The following is a 22430-nucleotide window of genomic DNA, read 5'->3' on the forward strand; positions in this document are numbered from 1 at the left end:
CGGTCATCCACTGGCGCATACGGTTGATGCTTTTGCCACCGTGCTTGCGCGCTGCAGAAAGGGCCCATGTCATGTCTGGAAGTCAGGCCAGCGGTACAGAACTGACGTCGCAGTACGTCACCCAGATCACGGGTGATCTGGAGCGCAACACTAAGGAGCAGGAACGCATCGGCGCGGAAGTCGACGCCCTGCAGGAGCAGCTGCGTGCTCTGCAGCATGACCACACCGTATTGGTGAACATGCAGCAGGCGCTCGGCAGCGTGGGCCCCGCCGCCGAGGCGGCCGCCAAGGCCGCTTCGTCCGTGCCCCGCCAAGCCGCCGAGCCCAAGCAGAGCAAGTCGAAGAAGACGGCCGCCGCGGGTGCGAGCAAAGCAGCGTCGAAGAAGACGGCTGCCAAGGTCTCGTCGGCAAAGGCGTCCAAGGCAGACGGCAGGCCGTCCCTCGTCGAGCTGATCCGCAACCACCTCAAGCAGCAGAACGAGCCGCGCTCGGCGGCCGAGATCTCCTCCGCACTCACCCAGGCCCACCCCGACCGCACCATCAAGACCACCGTCGTGCGCACCACGGTCGAAGGGCTGGTCGCCAAGAGCCACGCCCACCGCACCAAGCAGGGCTCATCCGTCTTCTACACCGCCGCCACCGCCCCGCAGTCCACCGAGGCCCAGCCGCAGCCGGAGACAGCCGCCAGCTGAACAGCCTCCGGAGCACCCACGGCACGACCGCTGGGCCCCGGTTTGGGTTTCGCCGGGTCGGAGAGTCCGCGCGAAGGGCCGGGCGGCGAGCTGCGGTCCGGGACTGCGCGGGTGCCGAGCACACCAAGTAGCGGATGCTGCTCGGGTCTTGTCCCATGACTGCGGCGGCAGCGGTGCTCCTCTGTGGTCGAGGAGGTAGTGCAGCGCCAGGGCGCCGTACTGCAGGGCGGGGCAGTCGCTGAGCGGCGGCGGGATCGGGCGCCGGATGCGGATGCGGGCGCGTGGCAGGCCCGGGCAGAGGGGTTGGGGTGGTTGACGATGTGAGGCCACCTGACGGTCAGTTCGCCCAGTGCGCAGCGCACGGTGCGGCGTACGTCCGCCTCGGGCGGGTGAGCGCGTGCGTGAGTGGGATGGCGGTCGCGGTGCAGGGCGCAGGACGACGGGTGCGGCAGCAGCGTGCCCTGGCACGACGCGATGGGGATAGGGCCGCCCGCAGACGTCAGCGCGCAGCCGGCGGTGTCAATGATGTTGCGGGCGGCCGCGGTGAGGCGGGAAGCAGGGAGCGGACGCCAAGGCCGAGAGCGTCAGCCTGCGGCAGTGTGTGATCCGCCGGTGTCCGGGACGTCTGGCTCTCCTTGCCCAGGCCGAAGAGCGTGGCCCGCCGCTTGTTCGCCTGTGAGAAGTGCGTGCGTGACCGCCGGTGTCCGTAGGGCGGCTTGGGACGGGCTGCCGTCCACGTGGTCGAGGGCCGTCCGCAGGGCGCGGAAGTCGTGGGGTCTTCCGGCCGCCACAGCTCCCACGGGGAGTCCGTGCGCGATCGCCAGGGCGGCGAAGTCGAACCCGGCGATGTCGCCCTGCACCGTCAGGGAGTCGGCGTCGGTGAAATGGCCGGCGATCTGCAGCATGACGCCGTACTGGTCGGTCCATGACCAGGGCACGGCGCTGAAGGGTGTCCCGGCGCCGAGCATGTTCCTAGCGGCTGCGGCGGCCTGCTGCTGGGCGTGGTTCCACTGTTCCACGCGCGCCCGTCGTCCAAGGGCCGGGTCGGGATACAGAGCCACGTCCCCTGCCGCGAAGATGCGCGGATCGCTGGTCGCGCCCAGGGCGTCGACGAGTATGCCGTCACCCACGTCCAGGCCCGCTTGGGCGGCCAGTTCGATGTCGGGCCGCATGCCGACGGCGATCAGCACCGTGTGTGCGTGCCAGTTTCTTCCGTCCCGAGCGGTTGCCACGAGCATGCCGTCCCGCCGGGTGAGTCGTATGAGCGTGACATCCGTATGCACGCGCGTCCCGTGGGCCCGGTGCAGTTCCAGGACGGCGTGGCGCAGGTGGGTGGGCAGCACCCGGCGCAAGGGCTCCGCGTCGGCTTCCAGGACGGTGACGTCGAGTCCTGCCGACCGGGCACTCGCGGCGACTTCCAGACCGACGAGTCCGGCGCCGATGACCAGCAATGGGCCGCCGGACTCCAGGTCGGCGCGGAGAGCGGGCACGTCGCTGAGTCCGCGCAGGGTGTGCACATGGTCATGCCCGGCGGCGTACGGCAGGGTGCGGGCGCGTCCTCCGGTCGCCAGCAGCAGTCTGTCGTACGGCAGTCGGCCTCCGTCGGAGCATTCCAGGGTGCCGTCGGCGATGCCCGTGACCTTCGTGCCGGTGCGTAGTTCGATGCCCAGTTCCTGCCAGGCCGTCGGCGGCTTCAGGCGGAGCCGCTCGGGCGTCATGGCCCGCTTGACGATGTCCTTGGACAGCGGGGGGGCGCCGGTACGGGGGTGGTGTTCCTCACCGATCAGGAGGATGCGGCCGTCGAAGCCCTCCTTGCGCAGGGTCAGCGCGGCGGTCGCGCCGGCGACTCCGGTGCCGACCACGGCGATGGTGCGGAGTGTGGTCTCAGGCACGGGATGCCTCGGCCATCTGGAAGTCGGCCTTGGCGGCACCGCAGTCGGGGCAGGACCAGTTGTCCGGGATGTCCTCCCAGCGGGTGCCGGGGGCGATGCCTTCCTCGGGCCAGCCCTGCGCCTCGTCGTAGACGAAACCGCATACCAGGCATTCCCAGACCTTCACGCCAACTCCTCGAAGTCGATCTTCTCACGGACCCCGCAGTCGGGGCAGGGCCAGTTGTCGGGCACGTCCGCCCAGGCCGTACCGGCGGGGAACCCCTCTCGCGGCGCACCGGCGCGCCCGTCGTACACGTAGCCGCAGACAGGGCACAGGTAGCGCCTCATCAGCAGCTCCCGTGGCGGGTGAGGACCTTGCCCCTGGTGCGGGGGTGGATGTTGGCCCGGGTGACGTCGCCGTCGTAGTGGGCGAGGAGCCGGGGGTCCATCACGCGCTTCCACAGTGGCGGCAGGACGGCGAGCACGATCATTCCCGCGTAGCCGGTGGGCAGTTGTGGGGACTCCTCGAAATGGCGCAGGGCCTGGTAGCGGCGGGTGGGGTTGGCGTGGTGGTCGCTGTGCCGCTGCAGGTGGTAGAGGAAGATGTTGGAGGCGATGTCGTCGCTGTTCCAGCTGTGTTGCGGGGTGCAGCGCTCGTAGCGGCCCGAGGGGGTCTTCTGCCGCAGCAGCCCGTAGTGCTCGAGGTAGTTGACGACCTCCAACAGGCAGAAGCCGATGACCGCCTGGACCGCCAGGTAGGGCAGCACGTCCGGCCCGAACACGGCGGTGAGCGCGGCGAAGAGGATCGCTGACATTGCCCATGCGCTGAGTACGTCGTTGTGCGGGTTCCACGGGTTTTTGCCCAGCCGGCCGAGCCGCTGCTTTTCCAGGTGCCAGCCCGAGCGGGCGCTGCCGAATACCGAGCGGGGCAGGAATTGCCAGAAGGACTGGCCCAGGCGGGAGCTCGCGGGGTCCTCGGGGGTGGCGACCCGCACATGGTGGCCGCGGTTGTGCTCGATGTAGAAGTGCCCGTAGCAGGTCTGGGCGAGGGCTATCCGTGCCAGCAGGCGTTCCAGCGTGTCCTTCTTGTGGCCCAGTTCGTGCGCGGTGTTGATGCCGAACCCGGCGACGATGCCGACAGTGACGGTCAGCCCCGCCTTGTCCGTGGCCGACAGGCCGCCGCTGGACCACAGCCAGCAGGCCAGCACCAGCCCGGCGTACTGGAGGGGCAGGAACAGGTAGGTGCACCAGCGGTAGTACCGGTCCGATTCCAGCCAGGTGAGGACACTGTCGGGCGGATTATCGGAGTCCTTGCCGACCAGGAGGTCCACCAGTGGGATCACGCCGAAGACGACCGGCGGCAGAAGCCACCAGAAGTAGCCGTTCCCTGTGGCCGCTGCCAGCCCCCACGCAGCGAACGGGAAGGCGGGCAGCACCAGTCCGAGCAACCACAGGTAGCGCTTGCCGTCTCGCCACGTCACGTGCGACACCGGCGCTCCGAGCGGATACGAGGTTCCTGCCATGCCCCACCTCCATTGGACACTTCGACCACTAACTGTCCAGAAACTAGACAGAGCTCCACTAAGTCGTCAAGGTGTCGGGCGTTGCTCGTTAGGATGGGGCCGAGATGACGCGCTATCGAGAGTCGGTCCGTTCCATGCTCAAGGAACGGATCCTGGACGCCGCCTACGAGCGGGTCGCAGCCGAGGGCTGGGACCGGCTGAAGATGACCCACATCGCCACCACCGCCGGAGTGAGCCGGCAGACCGTCTACACCGAGTACGGCTCCAAGGCGACCATCGGCCAGGCACTGGTGATGCGCGAGGTCGAACGCTTTCTCACCGGCATACAGAACCAACTCCTCGCGCACCCCGGCGACATGAGGGCCGCCATCACCGCCGCCATCGGGTACACCCTGCACACGGCGGCCGACAATCCGCTGATCAAAGCCATCCTGACCAGCAGCCGGGGCGGTGAAGAGGACCTGCTCACCCACTTGACGACCCGCTCCGAGCCCCTCCTGGACACCGCCATCAGCATGCTCACCGCCTACGCGGCGGAAGTCTGGCCCGCAATCGACGCCCACTCGCGAGACCTGGCCGTCGAAGCGGTGGTGCGCCTGACGGTCAGCCACCTCGTCCAGCCCGTCCTGCCCCCCGACCTCTCCGCGGAGCGCATCGCCGAGATCACCATGCGGGTCGCACAAGCCTGAAACTGCCGGTGACTCCTCCCCCGCGTGAACGCGGGGGCTTCTCGCTATGCCGGGTTGGCGTCGCGACGGACCAGCCCGGCCCGTAGAACGTTCAGGGCGCCCACCGTGTACACGTGCGCCGAGTGGCCGCACGAGACGCAGTGGAACTTCTCCTGGGTGGGCCGGTTCTCCGCTGAGACGTGCCCGCATTCAGGGCAGGTCCGGGAGGGTTACGGGGTCCACGGCGATCACTTCTCGTCCGGCGCTTTCAGCCTTGGCGTGCAGAATCGTCAGGAACACCCCCCATCCGGCATCCGAGATCGAGTGGTTGAGTCCGGCTTTCGCGGCGGCCCCGTTCGGCAGGAACGCGCCCGGCTGTTCGGGGTCGGGCTTCGGCTTGGGGGCCTTGACCATGTTGCGGATCTTGAGGTCTTCGTGCGCGATGACATCGTGTTCGCGGACCAGGCCCAAGGCGGTCTTGTGTGCGTGGTCGAGCCGCTGACGGCGGACCTTGCGGCGCAGGTCGGCAACCTTCTGGACGGCACGGCGGTGATTGGCGGTCCGTTTGTCGCGCCGGACTCGCGGGAACCTGGCGAGGGCTTGCTGTGCGGCTTCCAGCTTCGCAGCGGCCTTGCGCCCGTGACGCGGGCTGGGAACGAACTCGCCGTTGGAATCGGCGAGGAAGTTGGCTATGCCCATGTCGACGCCGGCCACGCTGCCCGTCCTGGGCAGCGGCTCGGGCTGTGCCTGCTCGGCAGTGAGCACTGCGTACCAGCGCTTGCCCTCGCGCTTGACGGACACGGTCTTGACCCTGCCGACCACCGGCCGGTGCTGGTTGACCTTGACGTGCCCGACACCCTGGAGCCGTACGCGGGTCACGGGGTCGTGCGGGGTGGAGTCCCAGCGGCAGCCGTCGCCGTCCTTGGGGAAATCCACCGTGTCGAACCAGTTCACGCCCCGAAAACGCGGATACCCGGGCGCCTCACCAGCCTTGACCCGGCGGAAGAACGCCTGGAACGCCTTGTCCAGACGGCGCAGGGTGGCCTGCTGCGAACTGAACGACCAGCGGCCCTGACGCTCCGGGTCGAACGCCCGAATCTCCTTGAGCTGCGCCGACTGCTGCCCGTACCTGACGCTCGTCCTCGAGACATGCCGATAGGCATCCCGGCGTTCCTGCAACGCCCCGTTGTAGAGCGAGCAGTGATCGGCCAGCATCGCATCGAGCGCGATCGCCTGGCCGACAGCAGGCCGCATGAGGAACTTGTACGCACGGATCATCCAGCCCACCCCCCTTCGATCACGGCAACCTAGCGGAGCCCACTGACAACGCAGTGAACTCCGGCGCTACACGCCTACGAGCCAAGGATGCGTTTCCCTCCCCAGCTGAAGCCGGGGATACCCACGCAAGATCAGGGATGGCCGAACAGGTGGTGTTCGTCAGCCGGATGCGCGCCATCGACTCCGTGACCGTCATCGATGACGTCGACCGGGCGGTGCGCAGCAAGTTGCGTGCGGCTCTGCCCCAGGGGCAGCGACTCGTTCTACGCCAGGTGTGGGCCTGGTGGCATGAGCAGACGGTGGCGGTGCTGCGCAAGCGCATGACGAGCGTGTCGGTGGACCACAGCCACCACTCCGACCAGCGATCACAGGCACACGCGTTCACATCACCTGGGCGAGGCCGACAGCATTACGAGCCCTCCGCGCCCTGGTCCGGGTGTCGCAACACCGGATGTGATTCCTCCCCGGTGTGAAAGGCCGGGGCCTCCGGCTCGAGTAGTCGGCTTTCCCCTTCAGCGCATTGGACCGGATGTGCCCGTTCAGTAGCTTGGCGACCTTCCGGCTCTTCGGGGTGTACCTCCGCAGCTGGTGCAGGGAGGCTGCGGTCGCCTTCGCCTTCAGTGGTCCGTACCGGTGAACATCCGCCGGGCGATGCGTCCTGTCGGGTGAAGTCTTCCGGCGCTCGTTAAGAACGGGTCGGCAGCATCGCTATGAGGAGGTGAAAGGCCAGCCCAGATCTTCCCGAGCAGCAAGAGAGCGACGAGATGACGTCCCCGATGGCCGAGTACGTGATGACTATCGTGAGCCTGGTCCCCGTGGCACACATGCTGGGGTTGCACCGTCTGGTGCTCAGGCTCTGGGAGCGGTTGGTTCGTGGCAAAAGACCATGCCCGAGTCCGGTCGAGCCGCAGCAGACCGCGGGAGGCAATACAGCTGAGCTGGTTGGGCGGCTGCTCACGGCGCTGCCCATAGGGGCAGCCGTGCATTGCCAGGTCCCCGGTGGGGTGCAGTTGACCATGTGGTGGCCGACGCCACCAATTTCGGCAGCCGGCGAGCGGGAGGATCACGGGCCGTGGTGAGCGGCGCCGCAGGCAACGAGCCGTGTCTTGGAGGCTCGTTTGATCTCTGGGCCCTGAGCGCTCCGCGCTTTGGCCGGGCCCGGGGAGAAGTCATCAGCAGCCTGGGCAGGTTCACACAGTTGAGCGTGGCCACACGGGAGGACATCGCGGATGAAGCCATCGAGCGTGCGTGGCGCGGCGGCCGGCTCGATCCCCGGGGCAATCCCGTCGCCTACGTCAAGAAGATCGCCTCGCGGCTGGCCCTCAAAGTGGCTCACGAAGCCGCCACCGTGGACTTGGTGGAGAGCTATCACACGCTGGAAGTGGAGCGGCGGCTGCCGCTGTCTGATCAGGGTGCTGTGGTGGTGAGGGATCCGCAGGTGTGGGGCCCTTCGGACGATGAGGAACTGATCGGCGCTGCGCACGCGGCCATTGCTGCGCTGCCTCCTTCACAGATGCGGGAGGTGGCGCTCCTGCGCAGCCAGGATGTTCCTGCCGTCGAGATTGCCAATCGGCTGAGTATCTCCCGCAACCAAGTGGATCAGCAGTGGGCCCGGGGACGCCAGAGGATCCGAGAGATTCCAGAGATCAAAGATCGTCTGCGAAAGGCGCATGTGGACCGGAAGCAGGCCAGGAACGGTGATTGATGTGAACCACAAGAGGTTCGAAGCGAGCAACCGCAGCGGGGAGGCCACCACCGTGAGCGGGGGCGGAGACCATGTGCCGTCGAGGGCCCGGAGTCGGTGTGGTGACTGGTGGGACCGGCCTGATGGCGACTGGGGTGATCCGAGCCTGCGCGGGTCTTGTCCTGCAGACCAGGAGTTGCGCGCCGACGCCAACAGCGCCTACCGGCTGGGCACGAAGGCGCTGCGGCGCGGTGAGATGAAAGCCGCCCGCGCGGCCTTCGCCGTCGCTGTGCGAGCCGAGCACCCTGGTGCCTCCTTCCGGATGGCGGTCGTCGCCCTGCGCTCCAGTGCCGTTCACAGTTCCACAGGATCCGGGCCTCCCGCGGATGCAGCGGCCCACAAGGCGGCCGAGTACCTCGCGCAGGCCGCCGCATGGGGGCATGGCGACGCGGATCGGCTGCTGTCGCGTGCCTGCGGCAGGGAGGAGACGCCGGCTCCCGGCGCTTCGGCTGTCCACGGCGCAGTTGGCGATGCTGCTGATCGCAGGAGGGGCCCGGCTGATGACACCGGTGCTGGCGGGGAGGCCCCGTACCAGCCTCAGGACACGGAGTTCTACCCAGAGGTCCGCGACCGTCTCGGGCATCTGGACCGCGAGCGGGATGCTGCACCGTCCGCGGTATCAAATGCCGATACGCTCGCCGGGACGGCAGCGCCACCGCACGGCCACTCCCTCTCCGCACCAGAGCAGTCGGCGGCAGGCAGGCGGGGGCACAACCGGCGTGCGCTGACGTCCGATGCCCCGCCCTCAGCCGGTCTTCGCACCGGCCTCCCGGCAGGCTTCGGCGCTGTGTGCCATGTACCCGCGTGTGGGGGTACATCCCTGCGTCTCGGTGCGGGCAGCGGGCGTGCGCTCCCGCCGAGCAGTTCTCGTTTCACTGTCGTCACGATGGCCTGCAGCAGTGCCTGTTGGTTTGCACTGGGGTGCGCGTGGCCTGGTGGTCTGCGCCAACGGCTTCGCCGGTCTGTGCCGTTGCTCAGTGCGCCGGCCACATGCCCGGTGTGCGGGTATTGGACGCAGTCCCAGCCTTGCGTGCTGTCACACCCGTGCGGCCATCTGTTCCTGCCCGGCAGAGCGGGGGGCGGGTGGTCCCCACGTGGCCAGACGTCCGGAGCGTCGACCGCTGTTGTAGATGGCGCGGATGACTTGGTCGACGCCCTGGGTGACGGTGCATCCGGTGGCCGACCGAAAGCCACGTCCCTTCCTGAGAATGCCCGCCGGGCCGCCGTCGTGATGAGCCAGCTTCTTGATCATGGAAGCCGGGATGAGATGTGGGGCTTCGTTCAGCACGGAGGCAAGCCCGAGGAGCAGATGGGCGTTGACGGAGTCGGGGGTGTGTCCCCATGCCTGGGTTACGATCTTGAGAGTGGCGCGCAGGGTCGCTCCACCCGGTTTCGTGGAGCGGAAGATCGAGTTGAGGGCCGCGACCGCAGCGATGTTGCTGGGTCCGCCGGCGTCCGAGACCGTCCATCCGAACTGGCCTGCGATGCGGGTGATCTCGAGCGCTTCCTTCCGTCCGGCTGTCACTTCGGCCAGGAACTTGTAAATGGGTGCTACGCGGCGGTTGTCGTTGAGTCCGAGGAAGAGTTCGGCTTCTTCCGCAAGGGTCAGGCTCCGGAAGACCATCATGCTGATCTTCGTGGCTCCGCTGCCTGCCGCTACACACAGGGCACCGCGATTTTGCCCGTCGAGCCACACGAACGTGCCATCGCCTCGGGCGGACACGGTGGGCACGCCGATCCTCTTGACGTCGTATCCTTCCCGGATTTTGCGCGCCACCCAGCTGCGGTCCACCGGCCTGGTATTGACCCGTGGATCGGTGGTCACGTTCTCGGGGGCAACCATCTCGATTTTCTTGTGCGGATGTACGTCAATCATTCAGCTCTCCTGCACGCACTTCAAGATACGACGTAGGATTCTCTGGTTCTTTTTAATTTCCCGCTCCAGGTATCCCGCCTCTTCCACGGGAATCCCGGTGATGGGGAGACTTTCAAGGCCGGCACACGCTCCGGAAATCGTGTCGATGCCGCGCCTGATTTCGGCTCGCGGGAACGGGTGCTGGCGTGGGACGCCGCGTTCGGGTGACACCCCTGCGGGCTGCTGGGCCGACGGGAGAGGATGCCCTTCCGCCCGCTGTCCCCGCACACGGGAGGAGGAGCACACGTCCTCGAGGGATTCCGGATGCTCACCGGCCCGGAGGAGTGCATGCAGGAGGCGGATGGTCTGACCCGTGGTCCAGCCGTCGACGGGACGTTCGACCGCCTGCAGCATGAGGCCGAGAACCTTCCTGGCGCCTACCATCGCGGCATCGGGATCGGGCGCATCCTCCTGGGCCGCGCGCACCACGGTACGGATGCGCTGGAGAATGGCTGCCGAGATGTCGACAGTTGGGGCAATGCAGTCCTCGTAGCGGAACTTACCCGGCTGCACAGGCTTGGGCAGTTCACCAAGCCTCATCGCCAGGCCGACCCTCTCCCGAGGCGTCATGGGCAGCGCGTACGTACTGTCGGGCCGACGGACGTGCTCCCCCATCTCGAAGCAGGCTTCGGCGACATCAGCAGGAAGGGCCGCCCGTACAGCAATGTTCCGCAACCCCCGGCACGCCGCATAACGCCGGTATCCGCTAATCAGACTGAGATCCGCGGGGTTGACCAGCAGTGGGACACGCATACCATTCCGCTTGATGGAACTCCTCAGCTTATCGACAGATCCCAATACATTCCGCAGAGGCCTGTCGGCCCGAATATCGCCCACCGGAATGGTTTTGTATTTCAATGCGACCATCCATGACTGCCCAGCACCACTGATAATGCTGACATTTCTAGCCGACTCCGCACAGGAAATCAAGAAACAGCACGCCTTCGACGGCAGCGCCCCTCGCCGGATAAGAAGCGATATACATAATGAGCTTTTTGGGTGACGGCCTGCGCTCCTTTCTGATGCTGCGCCGAAGCCCGAAGAGCGGCACACGCAGGGACATCCGGGCAGCGGAACCCGCAGGCCTGTCCGGCGGGAACAACGGACGGGAACGCCCGACAGGCGCCTCCTTCCCGGACTGCACATCGCGCCACCCGGGGACGGTGACCGACTACCGGCACGACCCGCTGGTGGGTCACAGCAGTCAAGGCCCCGTGGCCATCCTGGCACCGGATCCCCTGCCGGGGCCGAGTACACCGGGCGGATCAACCGCATCGGCACGGGGTCCGTGTTCTGGGCGCCCTCGTACTTCGCCGGGTCATGCGGCGGTGCACCGCTGAGCATCGCCAAGGACTACATCGAGGACCAGAAGCGGCCTACCTGGCTGTCACGCCCCCTGACGGCAGAGAACTCCGGCGCTTCGCGCCCGGTCTGAAGGCCGGGACTCCCTGCGAAGATCAAAGGATGGAGCGCAAAGAGTCTTACGGCCAACACCCGGTGATGGCTTCGGTGCTGGCGGCGCGGGTGGTCTACCTGATCGGTGAGAACAGTGCCGACGGCTTCCGGCGCGCGGTATGCGAGGCCAGTACCCGGTGGGCCGGGATCACCGAGCCGATCGTGCCCGTGCCGGGTGAAGGAGTGTCCGAGGCCTGGCAAGAAATGATCAAAGCTGCGGACGTTCAAGGGGCGGTCAATGTTGACCTTGACGAGTGCGAGGCCGAGGAAGCCGCCCGGCAACTGGGACTGCCCCTGGTCGCGCTGAGCCGGATCGATGACGAAGGTGCGGGCCGGTTCACCTGTCATCCGGCGTCCGTGGCGGGGCCCGTCCAGTGGGACCAGAGTTATCTGATCGCGCAGGCGGGCGCACCGTTGTGGCAGGTTGCGGCAGCCGGCGATGTGGCGGCGGCGGCACTGCACGACCTGCAGAAGGTCCTGCCGGTGAGCCGTCCGCTGAGCGATGTGGAAGTCGCGACAGCCCAGCTCCACAGCCGGACGCTGCTGGAGCAGGGCCGGTCACAGTTTCGGGAGCACTCCGCTGAGGGCCACGCCCTGGTCGGCGGGCCTATGACGATCGTGGTGACGGATCCCGACGACGTCAGCCAGTTGGCGCTCTTCTGGACGCTGCGCGCCCTGCGGCCTCTTGGCATCAACCCCACCTCGGTCGTCCTTGTGCCCCGCCACGGCGTCGAGCACTGGGTCCGCTTCGCCGACGATGTCGCCCGGCACCTGCGCGAGCACCCCGACAGCTCACCTGATGTCGCGCTGTATGGCCCGGGCCTTCCTGACGGCGAGCTGCATGCGCTGGCCGTCACCCTCCAACTGGCCCCCGGCGCGGCCGAGGAAATCAAGACCACGATGTGGGCACAGCGCGATCCATCGCGCGACCTGACGTACACGGTCGATGCGGACCCGCGGTTGTGGCTGGTCTTCGACCGGTCCTGGGGCCAGTGGACGAATGTCGACGCACACTTCTACGCCGGGCCCACCAGCATCGAATTCTCCTCCCCTGTCAGGTTCACCCGGCCGGGACAGACCCTGGTCCGGCTGTCCAGCACCGCCTTCGACGGACTGCCGCGCCGGCCCAGAAGCGCCGAGATGGTGGTCCGCAACGCTGTCTGGCATCAGGACAGCATCCAGATCAGTACCCACGCCCAGAACCGCTACCAGCTGACGCTGACCATCCCGGAACTGCCGGCCGTAGTCGAGCACCTGCTGACGGACACCGTCACCTGGGAACTGTCGGACAAGGGACGACTCGGTGCCGCCCTCTCAGCCCAGACCGACCCCGCCGCCCTGCTCGAGCCTCACCTGTACGAGTCGGTCGTCGCCTTGACCACTCGCCGCACCGAACACTTCCTCAAGGCACTGGCCAAGCTCGAGCATCAGGGCCACGAGCTGCCCGCCGGCGTCGAGGAACTGGCCACCGAATGGGGCAGCCGCATGGAGCGCCGCTACGCCCCCGCCCGCCAGCTACAGGGCCTGGCCGGCAGGGACGCGCTGCCCGCCCTTGAGCGGGCCTGCGCCCTGGGGTGGGCGGAACGCGGCATCGCCATCGACTGTCAGCAGTGCCGGGTCAAAAGTTTCATCCCGCTCGCCAGCGTCGGCCCAGAAGCACGCTGCCCGGGCTGCGCCTCCCCCTCAGCGTTCCGTGCCACTGACACCGGTGTGGATCTGCACTATCGGCTCGACAGTTTCCTCGACCGCGCCAGCGACCAGGGAGTGCTGCCCCACCTCATGGCGATCGCCGCCCTGCAACAACTGCAGCCTGCCTCATACTTCCTGCCCGGCGCCAACCTCGTCTTCAGCGCGTCCGAACGCGCCGAGGTCGACCTGTACGGCACGTTCGGCGGCCGTGTCCTGGCAGGCGAACTCAAGACACGGGCCAGCGAGTTCCACGAGGAACAGACCGCACGCGACATCGAACTCAGCGCCCGTCTCGGCGCTGACATCCACCTCATGGCCGCCGTCGACGCTCTCCCCGATTCCACCGTCGACCATGCCCGCCAGCTGTGCGCCGATCGTGGCATGGAACTGTTGGTACTGGACCAGGAGCAGCTCCGCCCCGCCGCCTTGAGATGAACTGCCCGCTCTGGAGCGCATAGCCGCATCAGCCCATCTGGCGCTGTCTTTTCCGTTCCCTGCCAGCGTCTTGTAGGAGTACATGGCGCCGTCTCGCACGGTCTGGCACCACAAGCTCGACAAGCCGGCGCGCTCAGCACGCGTCTGCGCCCCGCTTCGCGCTGCACAACGAGTACGCCGACGCCTGGCAAGCGACGGAGTTCCAGGGCGCATCCCGCGCACCCGCCTGCGTGGGTGGTTTCGGAGACCCCTGCACCTCGGCGGCCCGGTGGCGGCTCGCTCTCTCGCCTCGTTCCGGGGACCGGGCCAGGACCTCCGCAGCCCGCTTAACCCGTACCTGGAAAAGGACAAAGGACAGCCCGGGATCAGGCCGTGATCGCTGGCCAGCCGGATTTCACAGTCGCCCGGCAACCGGGCTGCTCCGCCCGCAAGTTCACGGAACGGTGGGCGTCCAGGCCTGCCTGGGACGCGAGCCCGGGGCGCCCGCCATGGCCGGTTGCCGCCGCCGGCAGGCAGCCTCCACCCGGAGAACAAAGCGTCTTGACCGTCCAGGACAACTTCCTCTCCACCCAGCCAACGCACAGCACCCGTTCCGCCTCTTCCTCCCCAACGGGGGCAGCCGCGTGGAACGAAAGGACACGATGTGCGTACGAGACACGCTAGACAGGCCCTGGTCGCCCTCACCGCAACGGGAGCGGTGCTGGCACCCCCAGCCCTGGCGTACGCGGAGGAGCCGCTCCGTGTCGATCTGAGGGCGGACGTCGACCGCGACGGACGGGTCGACCTCACCGGTGGCACCGACACCGCCGGTGAGGACACCTGGTCCGTCGGGCGGGGTGCGGTCTTCCTGCCCAACATCGACGACGACAGCAAGCGGTGCCCGACGACCGGCCCGGGCGGCCGTCGGCTCTCCGACACTCAGCTGGCCGCGTGCAACGACGCCTCCGACAAGAGGGTCAACGGCGGGGCCGACGCCGCAGACCTGGCCCGGGTCCGCTCGGTGCCGATGACGAACCTGCCCTCCGACGCCAAGGGCAGCATCAAGGTCACCACGGGTGCCGAGCAGACCAGAGTCTTCGTCAAGCAGAACGGCGCCTGGAAGCCCGTCACTTCGCAGACCCGGCTGACGGCGGCCGAACTGCGCTCCGGCGCCGAGTTCGGCGTCGAGGGCAAGGACGTGATCCGCAACAGCGCGAAGTGGGACGGCCGCGCGGCGATCCGGCTGAAGGTCACCGCCTCCTCCGGCACCGCCGCCGACACCGTCATCCTGCGCGCCGCCCCGCTGCTCACCCACCATGCCCTGCAGGACACCCAGCAGTTGATGGTCACCAAGGTCCGCGGCAACGAAGCCTGGGCCAAGCACCAGCGCACGTTCGTCAAGAACCTGGAGAAGGAGGCCCAGCGGGCCGGCATCACCAAGCCGCTGGTGACCTTCGAGAAGTACGGCGACATCTGGGCCCAGGACTTCGTCGAGCCGGCCTACCTCAACATGACCGAGCCGGACGGACGACAGCGGACGATGCGTGTCATGCTGCGCTCAGCCCAGGACCGGGAAGCGGGCCGCGAACTCTACGAGAAACTGCGCGGCCCGAACATCGGCGTCGTGCAGGCCACGGGCCGGGACATGCAGGGCTGGGAGACCCTGAACTCCTACGGGAACCTGGAGACCATTCCGCCCTACACCCACCAGGGCCGCTCGTTCCCGGCCGGACGGATCATCATGGGCGAGCGCAAGGACGGCAGCGGAGTACGCCCCTCCAAGGAGATACGCACCCTGCTCAAGTCCCAGGGCCTGCAAGACCCGCTCCTGCTGGACACCTCGTGGCTGCATGTGGGGCACGTCGACGAGTTCGTGCAGTTCCTGCCAGCCGACACCCCTCAGGGCTGGCGGATCGGCGTCGCCGACCCGCAGGCCGGTGTGCGGCTGTTGAAGGACGCGCAGCAAGACGGCCACGGCGCGGCCAAGATGTTCTCCGTCCCGGGCCTCAACGGTGTGGCCGCCCCCAAGGAGACCGTCGACCAGGCCCTCGCCTCCCCTCGCCTGGTGTCCGACAACACCATGGCAGCCCAGAAGATCGCGGCCAACCTGAAGGTCCTGAAGCGGGAGACGGGCGTCACCGACGACGAGATCGTCCGGGTGCCCGCCCTCTACACCCGGGGCACCAATGACGCGGGCGCCGGCGCCCGCGTGCCGCTGCTCCGCCGTCTCGGCGGCAGTGCAGACCCGGAGGCCGCCGAGAAGCACGGCCAGCAGCAACTCCTTGGCCGCGACGGCAACCGGACCGCCGAGGGCGCCCCCTCCCCCGCACCGGCTGCTGAGACCGTCGAGACCAGCGCCTACGTCCCGGGCGCCGTCAACGGCGTCCTGCTCTCCCGCGACCGCTACCTCGCCCCGCGCCAGTGGGGGCCCGTCATCGGCGGCAAGGACATCTTCACCGAGGCCGTCACTGCCGCGTACACGCACGTCGGCCTGAAGGTGTCGTACGTCGACGACTGGTACACGTACCACCTCGGCATGGGCGAGATCCACTGCGGCACCAACACCCTGCGCGATGCCTCCGCCGCCTGGTGGAAGCAAGCGGCCCGGCAGTAGGGATCTCCCAGATTGCGCCGCCTGCGCATAGCTACGGCAGCGCGCCTGCCGCATCCCGCCTCGGGCTCGGGAGTCATCCTGTGCGCGGGCGCCAGGTGCGGATCTCCAGGTGGATGATGTGGGCGTCCGGGCGGATGCGGCCGGTTTCCACCAGCCACTGGTGCACGGCCGCGGTGACGTCGCCGCTGGCGGCGTCCACCCGGCGGGCGAAAGTGGCGGCGTCGTGGCCGCCGGTCTGGGCGGAGCCGTAGGAGCGTTCCTCGCTGTGGTCGGCGCGCTGGATGACGTCGCGGCGGATGCCGGGTGAGTCGGTGCGGCTGCCGGAGGGGTGTACGTAGGCGGTTTTGGCGAGGCGGACGGTGAAGGCCAGGCGCAGGCCGCGGCGGGCGGCTTCGGCGATCAGGGGGCGCAGGCGGGAGGAGCCGGAGGCGATGGCCTGGGCGCCGACGCGGCCGGTGCCGGAGCCGGTGGGGGTGATGAGGACGGCTTTGCTGCGCACGCGGGCCGCGGCGCCGGAGGCGGTGGTGCGGCGGGTGATGTGTTGGCTTGCGATGGCGGCGAGTTCAGGCGGGTCGGTGATGCCGCCCATCTGGACGGCGGCCAGGACCTGTTGGAGGGCGGGGACGAAGGCGGCTCCTTTGTTCTTTGTGTAGAACTGGGAGACCAGGGAGGGGTCGCGGTTGATGATGCGGGCGATGTCGCGTTTGGTGTAGCCGGCTGCCTGCAGCTGGTCGGCGAGCCGGGCGGCCTCGTTCAGCTGCCGCGGCGCGGCAGGTCGGCTGCGTCGGCGTCCGGGCGGCATCACGTCTCCTTGCGGCTGGCGGCCAGGGCGATGCGTCCGGCGTCGCGCAGGGCGAGGAGGTTTTCCTCGCTGTCCGGGGCGGTCAGGGGTCCGGTGAGGTGGCCCTTGAGGAGGTAGTCGCCGGGCTGCTGACGGTGGGGCCAGTTCTGCGCGCTGGTGAGGTACACGGCGTCGGTGCGGAAGGCGGCGACGCTGCCGGGGGCGGCGTGCAGGGCGCCGGCGTAGGTGTCTTCGTCGCGGTGGTATTGGGTGAGTAGGGCGGCGCGGGCGCCGGACCAGATGGTGGCGGCCCATTCGGGGTGGGCGTTGGGATCCCAGGCGAAGCCGGTGGGCTGCTGCCAGGTGATCACGTTGTCGTCGAAGCCGATGATCTCGGCGTCTGCCGGGACGTCGCGCTCCATGCTCCGGGGGGTGGTGCCGGTGACCATGCGGGGGCGCTGGGCGAAGGAGCCGATGCCGTACAGCAGGATGGCGCGTACAGCACGGGAGGCCAGGTGGGCGGGTCGCTTGTTGCGTTCGTCGCCCTGGAAGTGTTCCTGGGCGGCGAGGTTGGCCCAGGTGTCCTTGAGTTTCCTGGCCCAGTCGGTGAGGGGCTTGCCGGCTTCCCAGAGGATTCCGTCGAGGATTTCGACCTTCCAGGGCTGGATCGGGTTGTTCAGCGCGGCGTGGACCTCGGGTCCTCCGGCCCAGGTGGTGAAGGTGGTGCCCGGCGTGTGGGGGTAGTGCCAGGCGCGTTCGCCGGGGGCGGGCGCGGGCAGGATCCCGACATGGTTCCAGCCGTCGGGGACGGTGACGCGGACGTGCCAGTGGCCGCAGCCGTAGAGGGCGTTGGTCTGCTCCTGTGCCGTCCAGGAGGCGAAGGTGCGGGGGGTGATGCGGCGGGGGGTGCCGACGGGGGATTTCCAGGTGTGCTTGGCGTAGGCGAAGGTGCGGTCGTATTCGAGGAGCCCCGGCAGCTGGGCGGGGATGCGGGGCGGGGTGATCAGTTCGTTGCGGCCCTGGCCGGCGGTGGCGTGCAGCAGACCGCGCAGTTCCTCGGACAGGACGGGGTAGCCGTCGGCGTACTTGCCTCGCTCGGGGATGGTGCGGGTCCACAGGTCGCGGCCGGTCTGGGAGGGCGAGCCCATGATCACGGCGTCGGGCCAGTGGCGGCGCAGTTCCTGCCACAGGAGGAGGAACGTGTCGCGGACGATGGCGGGGTCGTCGCCGTCTTCCAGGTCGAACCACTCCCCCGCGGAGCGGATTTCGACGCGGTGCTTGCCGTCGTCGCGCTGGTAGCGGCCGACGGGGTTGCGGACGTGGACGAAGTGTCCGGCCAGGCGGTCCTTGCCCTGGCCGGTGTCGGTGCGCCAGCCGGGCACAGGTGCGTTCAGCCAGGCGGCGACGGCGTCGCGCAGGTAGGGGTATCGGTCGGCGTCGTGGTGCCAGGGGTCACCGGCGGTGATGTAGATCCGCTCCACGCTGTCGGGGACGGTGTGGAACACGGCCGTGAGGATGGCGGCGGCCGACTGGTCGCCGAGGTCGAGGCGGGTGGTGTGGTCGCGGTGGACCAGGACGCCTGTGGCGGTGTCCAGGAAAACCGTGGAGCGGGGCCGTTGCATGAAGTTCGGGCGCTGGGAGATCAGGCCGGGGGTGTGGGTGAACCAGCGGCCCGTTTCGGTGTCTTCGGGCAGAGAAGGCAGGGCGCGGGGGACGCCGACGGCGGCGGGGGGATCCTGCCCGGCGCCCGGCGGAGGGGCGGGCGCCTGCTGCGCCGCCGGCGCAGCGTCGTGTGCCGCGGCGTCAGTGCTTGGCCCGGGAGGGGGTCGGTGGGGGCGGCGGCAGGACTGTCGGCGAGGCTGTCGGGGGCGAGTTGGGGGGCGATGGCCACGGTCTCGGCCACGCTGATCCCGGCGGCCGGTGCGATCCGGTCGGCCTTGGCCTTGTCGTAGTCGGCCAGTGCGGTGATGGCTTTGGAGCGTTCCGTCTCAAGTCTGGCCAGGGCTGCTGTGGTCTTTTTGATCTGGTCGCGCAGGGTGCGCAGCTCGGCCAGGCCGGTGTTGTAGCTCTGTGCGTCCATCATGATCCCTCGTGCAGCCGTGGGGGGGGGTCGGCTTTGTGGTGTTGGCGGTGACATAGGCGATCGCTCCGCCGGAGTGCGATGCCAGGCGGGTGCCCAGCAGTAGTTCGGCGAAAGCGTGGTCGCTCTTCACGCGGGAGGTCAGTTCGGTGGCGGGGGCGGCCAGGTCGGTGACGTAGCCGGCCAGCCGTGCGGCGGAGAAGGCGTAGCGGCCTTCGGTGTTGCGTTCGAAGGGGTGCAGGCCGGTCAGGACGGCGACCACGTACCCGGACAGGGTGACGGGCAGTACGTCTGCGGCGGCGATGGTCGGTGCGTCGCAGCGCCACCAGCCCTTCAGGCTGTTGAGGAGGCGGTCGGGGCCGAGGCGGGGTGCGTAGCCGATCCACTGGCGGTCGTCGTCGACCTGGCGTGCCGCGTCGATGCGCAGCACGCCGAGTTCGGTGACGCCCAGGCGGTGCAGGGGGGCGTGGGCACGTTCTTGCAGGGCTTGGACGACGGGCAGCGGGGTCATGACGCGGACGCCGCGGCGGGACAGGCCGGGCAGGACGCCCGCGGTGATGAGACGTCGGAAGGTGGTGACGGCGCAGCCCAGTTCCTCGGCCGCCTGTCCCGTGGTCAGCAGCACTTCCTGCCTCCTCGGGGTCCAATCGCCTGCCGTGCTCGGACAGTACCGGGGCACCCCACTGGCATGCAAGCCTGATCAGATATTTGATTTGGCATGATGCCGTGGATGGTGTGTCCTGGTCGACGCCGGCTGTCGGCCCGGGGGTCAGAAGTCGGCCATGCGGGCCTTGTCGGCGGCAGGGCCCTGTGCGCCGATCGCCTTCAGGCGGCTTTCGATGGCTGTCTTGCTGCGGCCGAACTCCCGGCTCATCTCCTCGGCCGTGGCGCCCTGGGCGCAGCGCTGGGCGAGCTGTTCCTTTTCCGCCGTCTCCCACTTCTCGTGGGAGCGGCTGTGGGTCTGGCGGCGTTCTTCGAGGGTGGGGCCCTGGGTCTGCTTCGGCGCCGGCGTGGGCGGGGCGACGGGGCGCGGGAGGGCGGGGCGGCGGGTGAGGCCGAGGCGGGCGAGCTGGTGTTGGATGGCCAGGGGGCTGCGGCCGAACTCCCGGCCCAGAGCGGCGAAGTCCCGTCCATGGCAGTAGCGGTCGGCCAGGCGGGTGCTCTCCTCGTCGGTCCACGGTTCACCGCGCCGGGGTGCCGGAGGGCTGGGGGCAGCCGGTGCGGAACCGGCTGGCGGCATGGTGGCGGCTGCAGCCGGTGCGGGGGCTGCCTGTGGTGCGTGGGCGGCGCGGGCTGCGGCACCGAGCAGCCGGGCCAGGCCGTCGAGATGAGGGACGTCGATGTCCCCGCACAGTTCTCCTTCGATGTCGCCTGCGGGGGTGCTGGCGGTGAGGGTGGCGGTGAGGCGGCCGTCGTCGTGGCGGGCGGCGGTCAGGACGTAGCGGCGGCCGTGGTCGGTCAGGGTCACTTCCAGGCACGGTTCGGGGGTGTTGTCGCAGTCGGGCGGGTCCGGGATGGTCTGGCTGCCCATGGGGGTGGCCAGGAGGGTGTGCACGTGCCAGGAGGCGGGGAAGGTGCCGCCGCTGTCGAGCTGGTAGGTGACGGGGCCGGGGTCCAGGTCGGTGACGGCGAACAGGACGTTGAGGGTCTGCCCTGCGAAGGGGCTGGCCGCCTCGGGGGTGCCGGGTACGGGCAGGTAGGTGAGGGTGCCGTGTTCGGGTTCTGCGTCGAGGAGGGGGGTGTCGAGGTCGCCGTGCCAGTGCCCGGCGGTGTCCTGGAAGGCGTAGATGAGGGTCATGGGTGTTGTCTCTTTCGGACGGTGCGGCGGCCGTTGCGGATCGTGGAGGCGGTAGTCGGCGCCTTGATGCGCTGGTGGCGCTCGGCGCCGAGCGGAGGGCGGGCTTGGTGCAGCGGGCTCTGCTGTTGGGGGCGTTGCTCAGTAGTGGAACTGGACGAAGTGCAGGTCGCTGATGGCGACGGCTGCCTGCTGCTGGTCGGCGGGCAGGGCGTGGAAGAAGTAGGCCTCGCCTATGCCGTCGGCCAGGATGCAGCGCAGTTCGTCCTCGTCCGCGTCGCGGTGGCGGGCGTCGAAGAGGGCTCGGGCGTGCACGGTGGGCAGGTCCTCGGTCAGGGGACGCACCCGGGGGTCGTGGAACTCGCCGCAGCTGGTGGTGTAGGTGAAGCGGGCGTGCAGCTGGACGGTGACGCAGCCGTCGTGGTGCAGGATCTGCTGGTGGGCGCGGCGCCTCGCGTCCGGCTGCCAGGTGCGGTAGATCTCCCGTTCGATGAGGGTCCTGTGGGCGGGGTTGAGGCCGACGGTGTCTCCTGCGGCCCAGCGTGTGACCGCGTCCGGGTAGGCGAACAGCCGGGGGGCCAGGTCGGCGGCGTCCTGGTCGCGCAGGAGATGACGCAGCCGCGTGGCGGGTCTGACGGGGGGTCGGCGGGTCCAGTGCCGGGCGTCGGCGACGTCCAGGGCTTCGGCGACCGATGTGCTGGGGTGGGCCACGGTGCGGCAGTCCTCCTGCAGGAACGCGGGGGCGCGTTGCCCCGGCCGGGTGGTGATCGTTGTCCGGACAGGCGGCGGGGCACGGTCACACGCGGCCGGCCGGAGAGCGGATGTGAGGGGCGGGAGGCGGTGGGTGTGCTGTCGGCGAAGGCGGTGGACCTGTCGGCGGTCCGGGAGGAGGCGACGAGTTCGTTCGTCGCGCGGCTGGCTGCCGTCAATGGCATTCCGGCTGCAGACGTGCTGGACGATCTGGGCGTTCGGGCACGTCACGGACTGGACCCGCGCACGAGCGAGGTGCTGGTGAACGGCCGGGGGCTGGGGATGCTGGCGGTACTCGCCGGCCGGGACGAGGCACATCTGCGCCGAGCTCTGCCCACTGCGGCTTCGGGGCCGGGAGCCCCGCGCGCACGGCCGGCCCGGATCGGCCCCTGGCCTGCTGGCTGGACGGTGCTGGCGGAGTGCGCGGGGTGTACGGCCCGCCGCAGCGACGGATTGCCGCCGGCGTGGCTGGCCGTGCGTGCGTCCTGGCAGGTGTGCGTGCGGCACGGGCAGTGGCTGCAGAGCGCCGACCGTGCGCAGCACATGAGTCTTGCGGGGCTGGAGGAGGTCGTGGAGGCCCACCGGCGCCGGGTGCGGCTGGAGCAGCGGGTTGGCCCGTACGCGCGGGCCCTGCTCGCCGATGCCCTGCAGGTGACCGGGTATTGGTGGCAGTGTCGGCAGATGGGCTCGGACACGGTGTGGGCGGTGCGGGAGCGGGCGCTGGGCCTGGTGCGCCAGCCGCGGGCGCTGCCGCTGGTGGTCTACCCCGAGGCGGTCACGGTGGCCGAGGCGATGGCGGTGCACGAGCGGCAGCGGGGCTGGGGCCGGGACTTCGACAACGGTGCGCCGGACTGGGTGTCGCGGCGCTGGATCACGTGGGTCGGTGAGCGGCTGGGGATGCCGGAGCAGATGGAGCATGGCGGCTACCGTGCGCTGCGGACCTGGACTGTGCGGCATCGCATCACCACCCCGGTGGTGGCGCGGCGGGCGCAGACAGCTCCGCCGCCGGGCTACCGGTCGGGGCAGATGCAGCCGCTCGAGCCGCACCGGCCGCTGTCCGAAGACGACATGCTGGAAGAGTCCTCGTGTCTGCCCTGGCGGCTGGGCGGGCCGGTGACCAGCCTGCCGTGAAGGGCGCGGCAGCAGCCCGGACGGCCCGCG

At 69.2% G+C, this 22430-nt stretch carries 19 protein-coding genes and 2 pseudogenes; 8 read left to right on the top strand and 13 right to left on the bottom strand.

All coding sequences use genetic code 11. The features are described from left to right. Positions 1–71: 71 nt before the first annotated feature. On the top strand, positions 72–692 hold the full coding sequence (locus tag OG718_RS01145; protein ID WP_328842818.1) for a hypothetical protein: 621 nt from the start codon (positions 72–74) through the stop codon (positions 690–692). A 584-nt stretch (positions 693–1276) separates the two neighbouring features. Here the strand turns inward: OG718_RS01145 and OG718_RS01150 are convergent. Genes OG718_RS01150 through OG718_RS01165 form a run of 4 tightly spaced genes read right to left on the bottom strand, consistent with a single transcriptional unit; the run spans position 1277 to position 4086 of the window. Continuing rightward, complete coding sequence (locus OG718_RS01150; protein ID WP_328842819.1) at positions 1277–2584, bottom strand: NAD(P)/FAD-dependent oxidoreductase; 1308 nt, start codon at positions 2582–2584, stop codon at positions 1277–1279. Further along, positions 2577–2750, bottom strand: coding sequence for a rubredoxin (locus tag OG718_RS01155; protein ID WP_328842820.1), 174 nt, complete (start codon positions 2748–2750; stop codon positions 2577–2579). The genes OG718_RS01150 and OG718_RS01155 overlap by 8 nt, the downstream gene beginning before the upstream one ends. Then, positions 2747–2911 (bottom strand): rubredoxin, encoded by a 165-nt coding sequence (locus OG718_RS01160; protein ID WP_328842821.1) that lies wholly within the window; start codon positions 2909–2911, stop codon positions 2747–2749. Before OG718_RS01160 ends, OG718_RS01155 begins: the two co-directional genes overlap by 4 nt. Next, entirely contained in the window at positions 2911–4086 is a 1176-nt protein-coding gene (locus tag OG718_RS01165; protein ID WP_328842822.1) for a fatty acid desaturase, read from the bottom strand. Before OG718_RS01165 ends, OG718_RS01160 begins: the two co-directional genes overlap by 1 nt. 104 nt (positions 4087–4190) lie before the next feature. On the opposite strand from OG718_RS01165, the gene OG718_RS01170 reads away from it, so the two are divergent. Continuing rightward, the gene (locus OG718_RS01170; RefSeq protein WP_328842823.1) at positions 4191–4775 is read left to right on the top strand and encodes a TetR/AcrR family transcriptional regulator; all 585 of its coding nucleotides are present in this window, start codon (positions 4191–4193) and stop codon (positions 4773–4775) included. A 44-nt stretch (positions 4776–4819) separates the two neighbouring features. On the opposite strand, the pseudogene OG718_RS01175 reads toward OG718_RS01170, so the two are convergent. Further along, positions 4820–6032, bottom strand: a pseudogene (locus OG718_RS01175) (RNA-guided endonuclease InsQ/TnpB family protein). A 137-nt stretch (positions 6033–6169) separates the two neighbouring features. On the opposite strand from OG718_RS01175, the gene OG718_RS01180 reads away from it, so the two are divergent. Continuing rightward, a complete protein-coding gene (locus tag OG718_RS01180) occupies positions 6170–6505 on the top strand; it encodes a hypothetical protein (RefSeq protein ID WP_328842824.1) in 336 nt (111 codons plus the stop codon). Between the two features lie 548 nt (positions 6506–7053). Next, the gene (locus OG718_RS01185; protein WP_328842825.1) at positions 7054–7737 is read left to right on the top strand and encodes an RNA polymerase sigma factor; all 684 of its coding nucleotides are present in this window, start codon (positions 7054–7056) and stop codon (positions 7735–7737) included. Positions 7738–8812: 1075 nt separating this feature from the next. Here OG718_RS01185 and OG718_RS01190 read toward each other — a convergent pair. Both OG718_RS01190 and OG718_RS01195 read right to left on the bottom strand, forming a co-directional pair. After that, the gene (locus OG718_RS01190) at positions 8813–9652 is read right to left on the bottom strand and encodes a DUF6551 family protein (RefSeq protein ID WP_328842826.1); all 840 of its coding nucleotides are present in this window, start codon (positions 9650–9652) and stop codon (positions 8813–8815) included. After that, complete coding sequence (locus tag OG718_RS01195) at positions 9653–10558, bottom strand: ParB N-terminal domain-containing protein (RefSeq protein ID WP_328842827.1); 906 nt, start codon at positions 10556–10558, stop codon at positions 9653–9655. A gap of 421 nt (positions 10559–10979) precedes the next feature. On the opposite strand from OG718_RS01195, the pseudogene OG718_RS01200 reads away from it, so the two are divergent. The 3 genes and pseudogenes from OG718_RS01200 to OG718_RS01210 form a co-directional block, all read left to right on the top strand. Continuing rightward, a pseudogene (locus tag OG718_RS01200) lies at positions 10980–11126 on the top strand (transposase); the annotation flags it as partial. Between the two features lie 29 nt (positions 11127–11155). Beyond that, complete coding sequence (locus OG718_RS01205) at positions 11156–13270, top strand: hypothetical protein (RefSeq protein WP_328842828.1); 2115 nt, start codon at positions 11156–11158, stop codon at positions 13268–13270. 643 nt (positions 13271–13913) lie between these two features. After that, a complete protein-coding gene (locus tag OG718_RS01210) occupies positions 13914–15863 on the top strand; it encodes a protein-arginine deiminase domain-containing protein (protein WP_443054860.1) in 1950 nt (649 codons plus the stop codon). Between the two features lie 73 nt (positions 15864–15936). Here OG718_RS01210 and OG718_RS01215 read toward each other — a convergent pair whose 3' ends face one another. From OG718_RS01215 to tpg, 6 genes are all read right to left on the bottom strand, one after another. Beyond that, entirely contained in the window at positions 15937–16665 is a 729-nt protein-coding gene (locus tag OG718_RS01215) for a helix-turn-helix domain containing protein (RefSeq protein WP_328842830.1), read from the bottom strand. After that, positions 16665–18266 carry a hypothetical protein gene (locus OG718_RS01220; RefSeq protein ID WP_328842831.1) on the bottom strand — a complete coding sequence of 534 codons (1602 nt, stop codon included), beginning with the start codon at positions 18264–18266 and terminating at the stop codon, positions 16665–16667. Before OG718_RS01220 ends, OG718_RS01215 begins: the two co-directional genes overlap by 1 nt. A gap of 20 nt (positions 18267–18286) precedes the next feature. Beyond that, positions 18287–18727, bottom strand: coding sequence for a hypothetical protein (locus OG718_RS01225; protein WP_328842832.1), 441 nt, complete (start codon positions 18725–18727; stop codon positions 18287–18289). After that, complete coding sequence (locus OG718_RS01230) at positions 18633–19349, bottom strand: helix-turn-helix domain-containing protein (RefSeq protein ID WP_328842833.1); 717 nt, start codon at positions 19347–19349, stop codon at positions 18633–18635. The genes OG718_RS01225 and OG718_RS01230 overlap by 95 nt, the downstream gene beginning before the upstream one ends. A gap of 144 nt (positions 19350–19493) precedes the next feature. Continuing rightward, positions 19494–20522: a hypothetical protein gene (locus OG718_RS01235; RefSeq protein WP_328842834.1), complete on the bottom strand. Its 1029-nt coding sequence runs from the start codon at positions 20520–20522 to the stop codon at positions 19494–19496. Positions 20523–20660: 138 nt separating this feature from the next. Further along, on the bottom strand, positions 20661–21230 hold the full coding sequence (gene tpg / locus OG718_RS01240) for a telomere-protecting terminal protein Tpg (protein WP_328842835.1): 570 nt from the start codon (positions 21228–21230) through the stop codon (positions 20661–20663). Between the two features lie 129 nt (positions 21231–21359). On the opposite strand from tpg, the gene OG718_RS01245 reads away from it, so the two are divergent. Continuing rightward, the gene (locus OG718_RS01245; protein ID WP_328842836.1) at positions 21360–22400 is read left to right on the top strand and encodes a hypothetical protein; all 1041 of its coding nucleotides are present in this window, start codon (positions 21360–21362) and stop codon (positions 22398–22400) included. Positions 22401–22430 lie beyond the last annotated feature (30 nt).

This window comes from Streptomyces sp. NBC_00258, from assembly GCF_036182465.1.
In the GTDB taxonomy this organism is placed as follows: Bacteria; Actinomycetota; Actinomycetes; order Streptomycetales; family Streptomycetaceae; genus Streptomyces.

Coding starts and splice junctions, on each gene's coding strand:
- OG718_RS01225 (WP_328842832.1), bottom strand. CDS start 18,727: ATGATGGACGCACAGAGCTACAACACCGGCCTGGCCGAGCTGCGCACC.
- OG718_RS01205 (WP_328842828.1), top strand. CDS start 11,156: ATGGAGCGCAAAGAGTCTTACGGCCAACACCCGGTGATGGCTTCGGTG.
- OG718_RS01190 (WP_328842826.1), bottom strand. CDS start 9,652: ATGATTGACGTACATCCGCACAAGAAAATCGAGATGGTTGCCCCCGAG.
- OG718_RS01195 (WP_328842827.1), bottom strand. CDS start 10,558: ATGGTCGCATTGAAATACAAAACCATTCCGGTGGGCGATATTCGGGCC.
- OG718_RS01180 (WP_328842824.1), top strand. CDS start 6,170: ATGGCCGAACAGGTGGTGTTCGTCAGCCGGATGCGCGCCATCGACTCC.
- OG718_RS01170 (WP_328842823.1), top strand. CDS start 4,191: ATGACGCGCTATCGAGAGTCGGTCCGTTCCATGCTCAAGGAACGGATC.
- OG718_RS01235 (WP_328842834.1), bottom strand. CDS start 20,522: ATGACCCTCATCTACGCCTTCCAGGACACCGCCGGGCACTGGCACGGC.
- OG718_RS01160 (WP_328842821.1), bottom strand. CDS start 2,911: ATGAGGCGCTACCTGTGCCCTGTCTGCGGCTACGTGTACGACGGGCGC.
- OG718_RS01220 (WP_328842831.1), bottom strand. CDS start 18,266: ATGCAACGGCCCCGCTCCACGGTTTTCCTGGACACCGCCACAGGCGTC.
- OG718_RS01215 (WP_328842830.1), bottom strand. CDS start 16,665: ATGCCGCCCGGACGCCGACGCAGCCGACCTGCCGCGCCGCGGCAGCTG.
- OG718_RS01165 (WP_328842822.1), bottom strand. CDS start 4,086: ATGGCAGGAACCTCGTATCCGCTCGGAGCGCCGGTGTCGCACGTGACG.
- OG718_RS01145 (WP_328842818.1), top strand. CDS start 72: ATGTCTGGAAGTCAGGCCAGCGGTACAGAACTGACGTCGCAGTACGTC.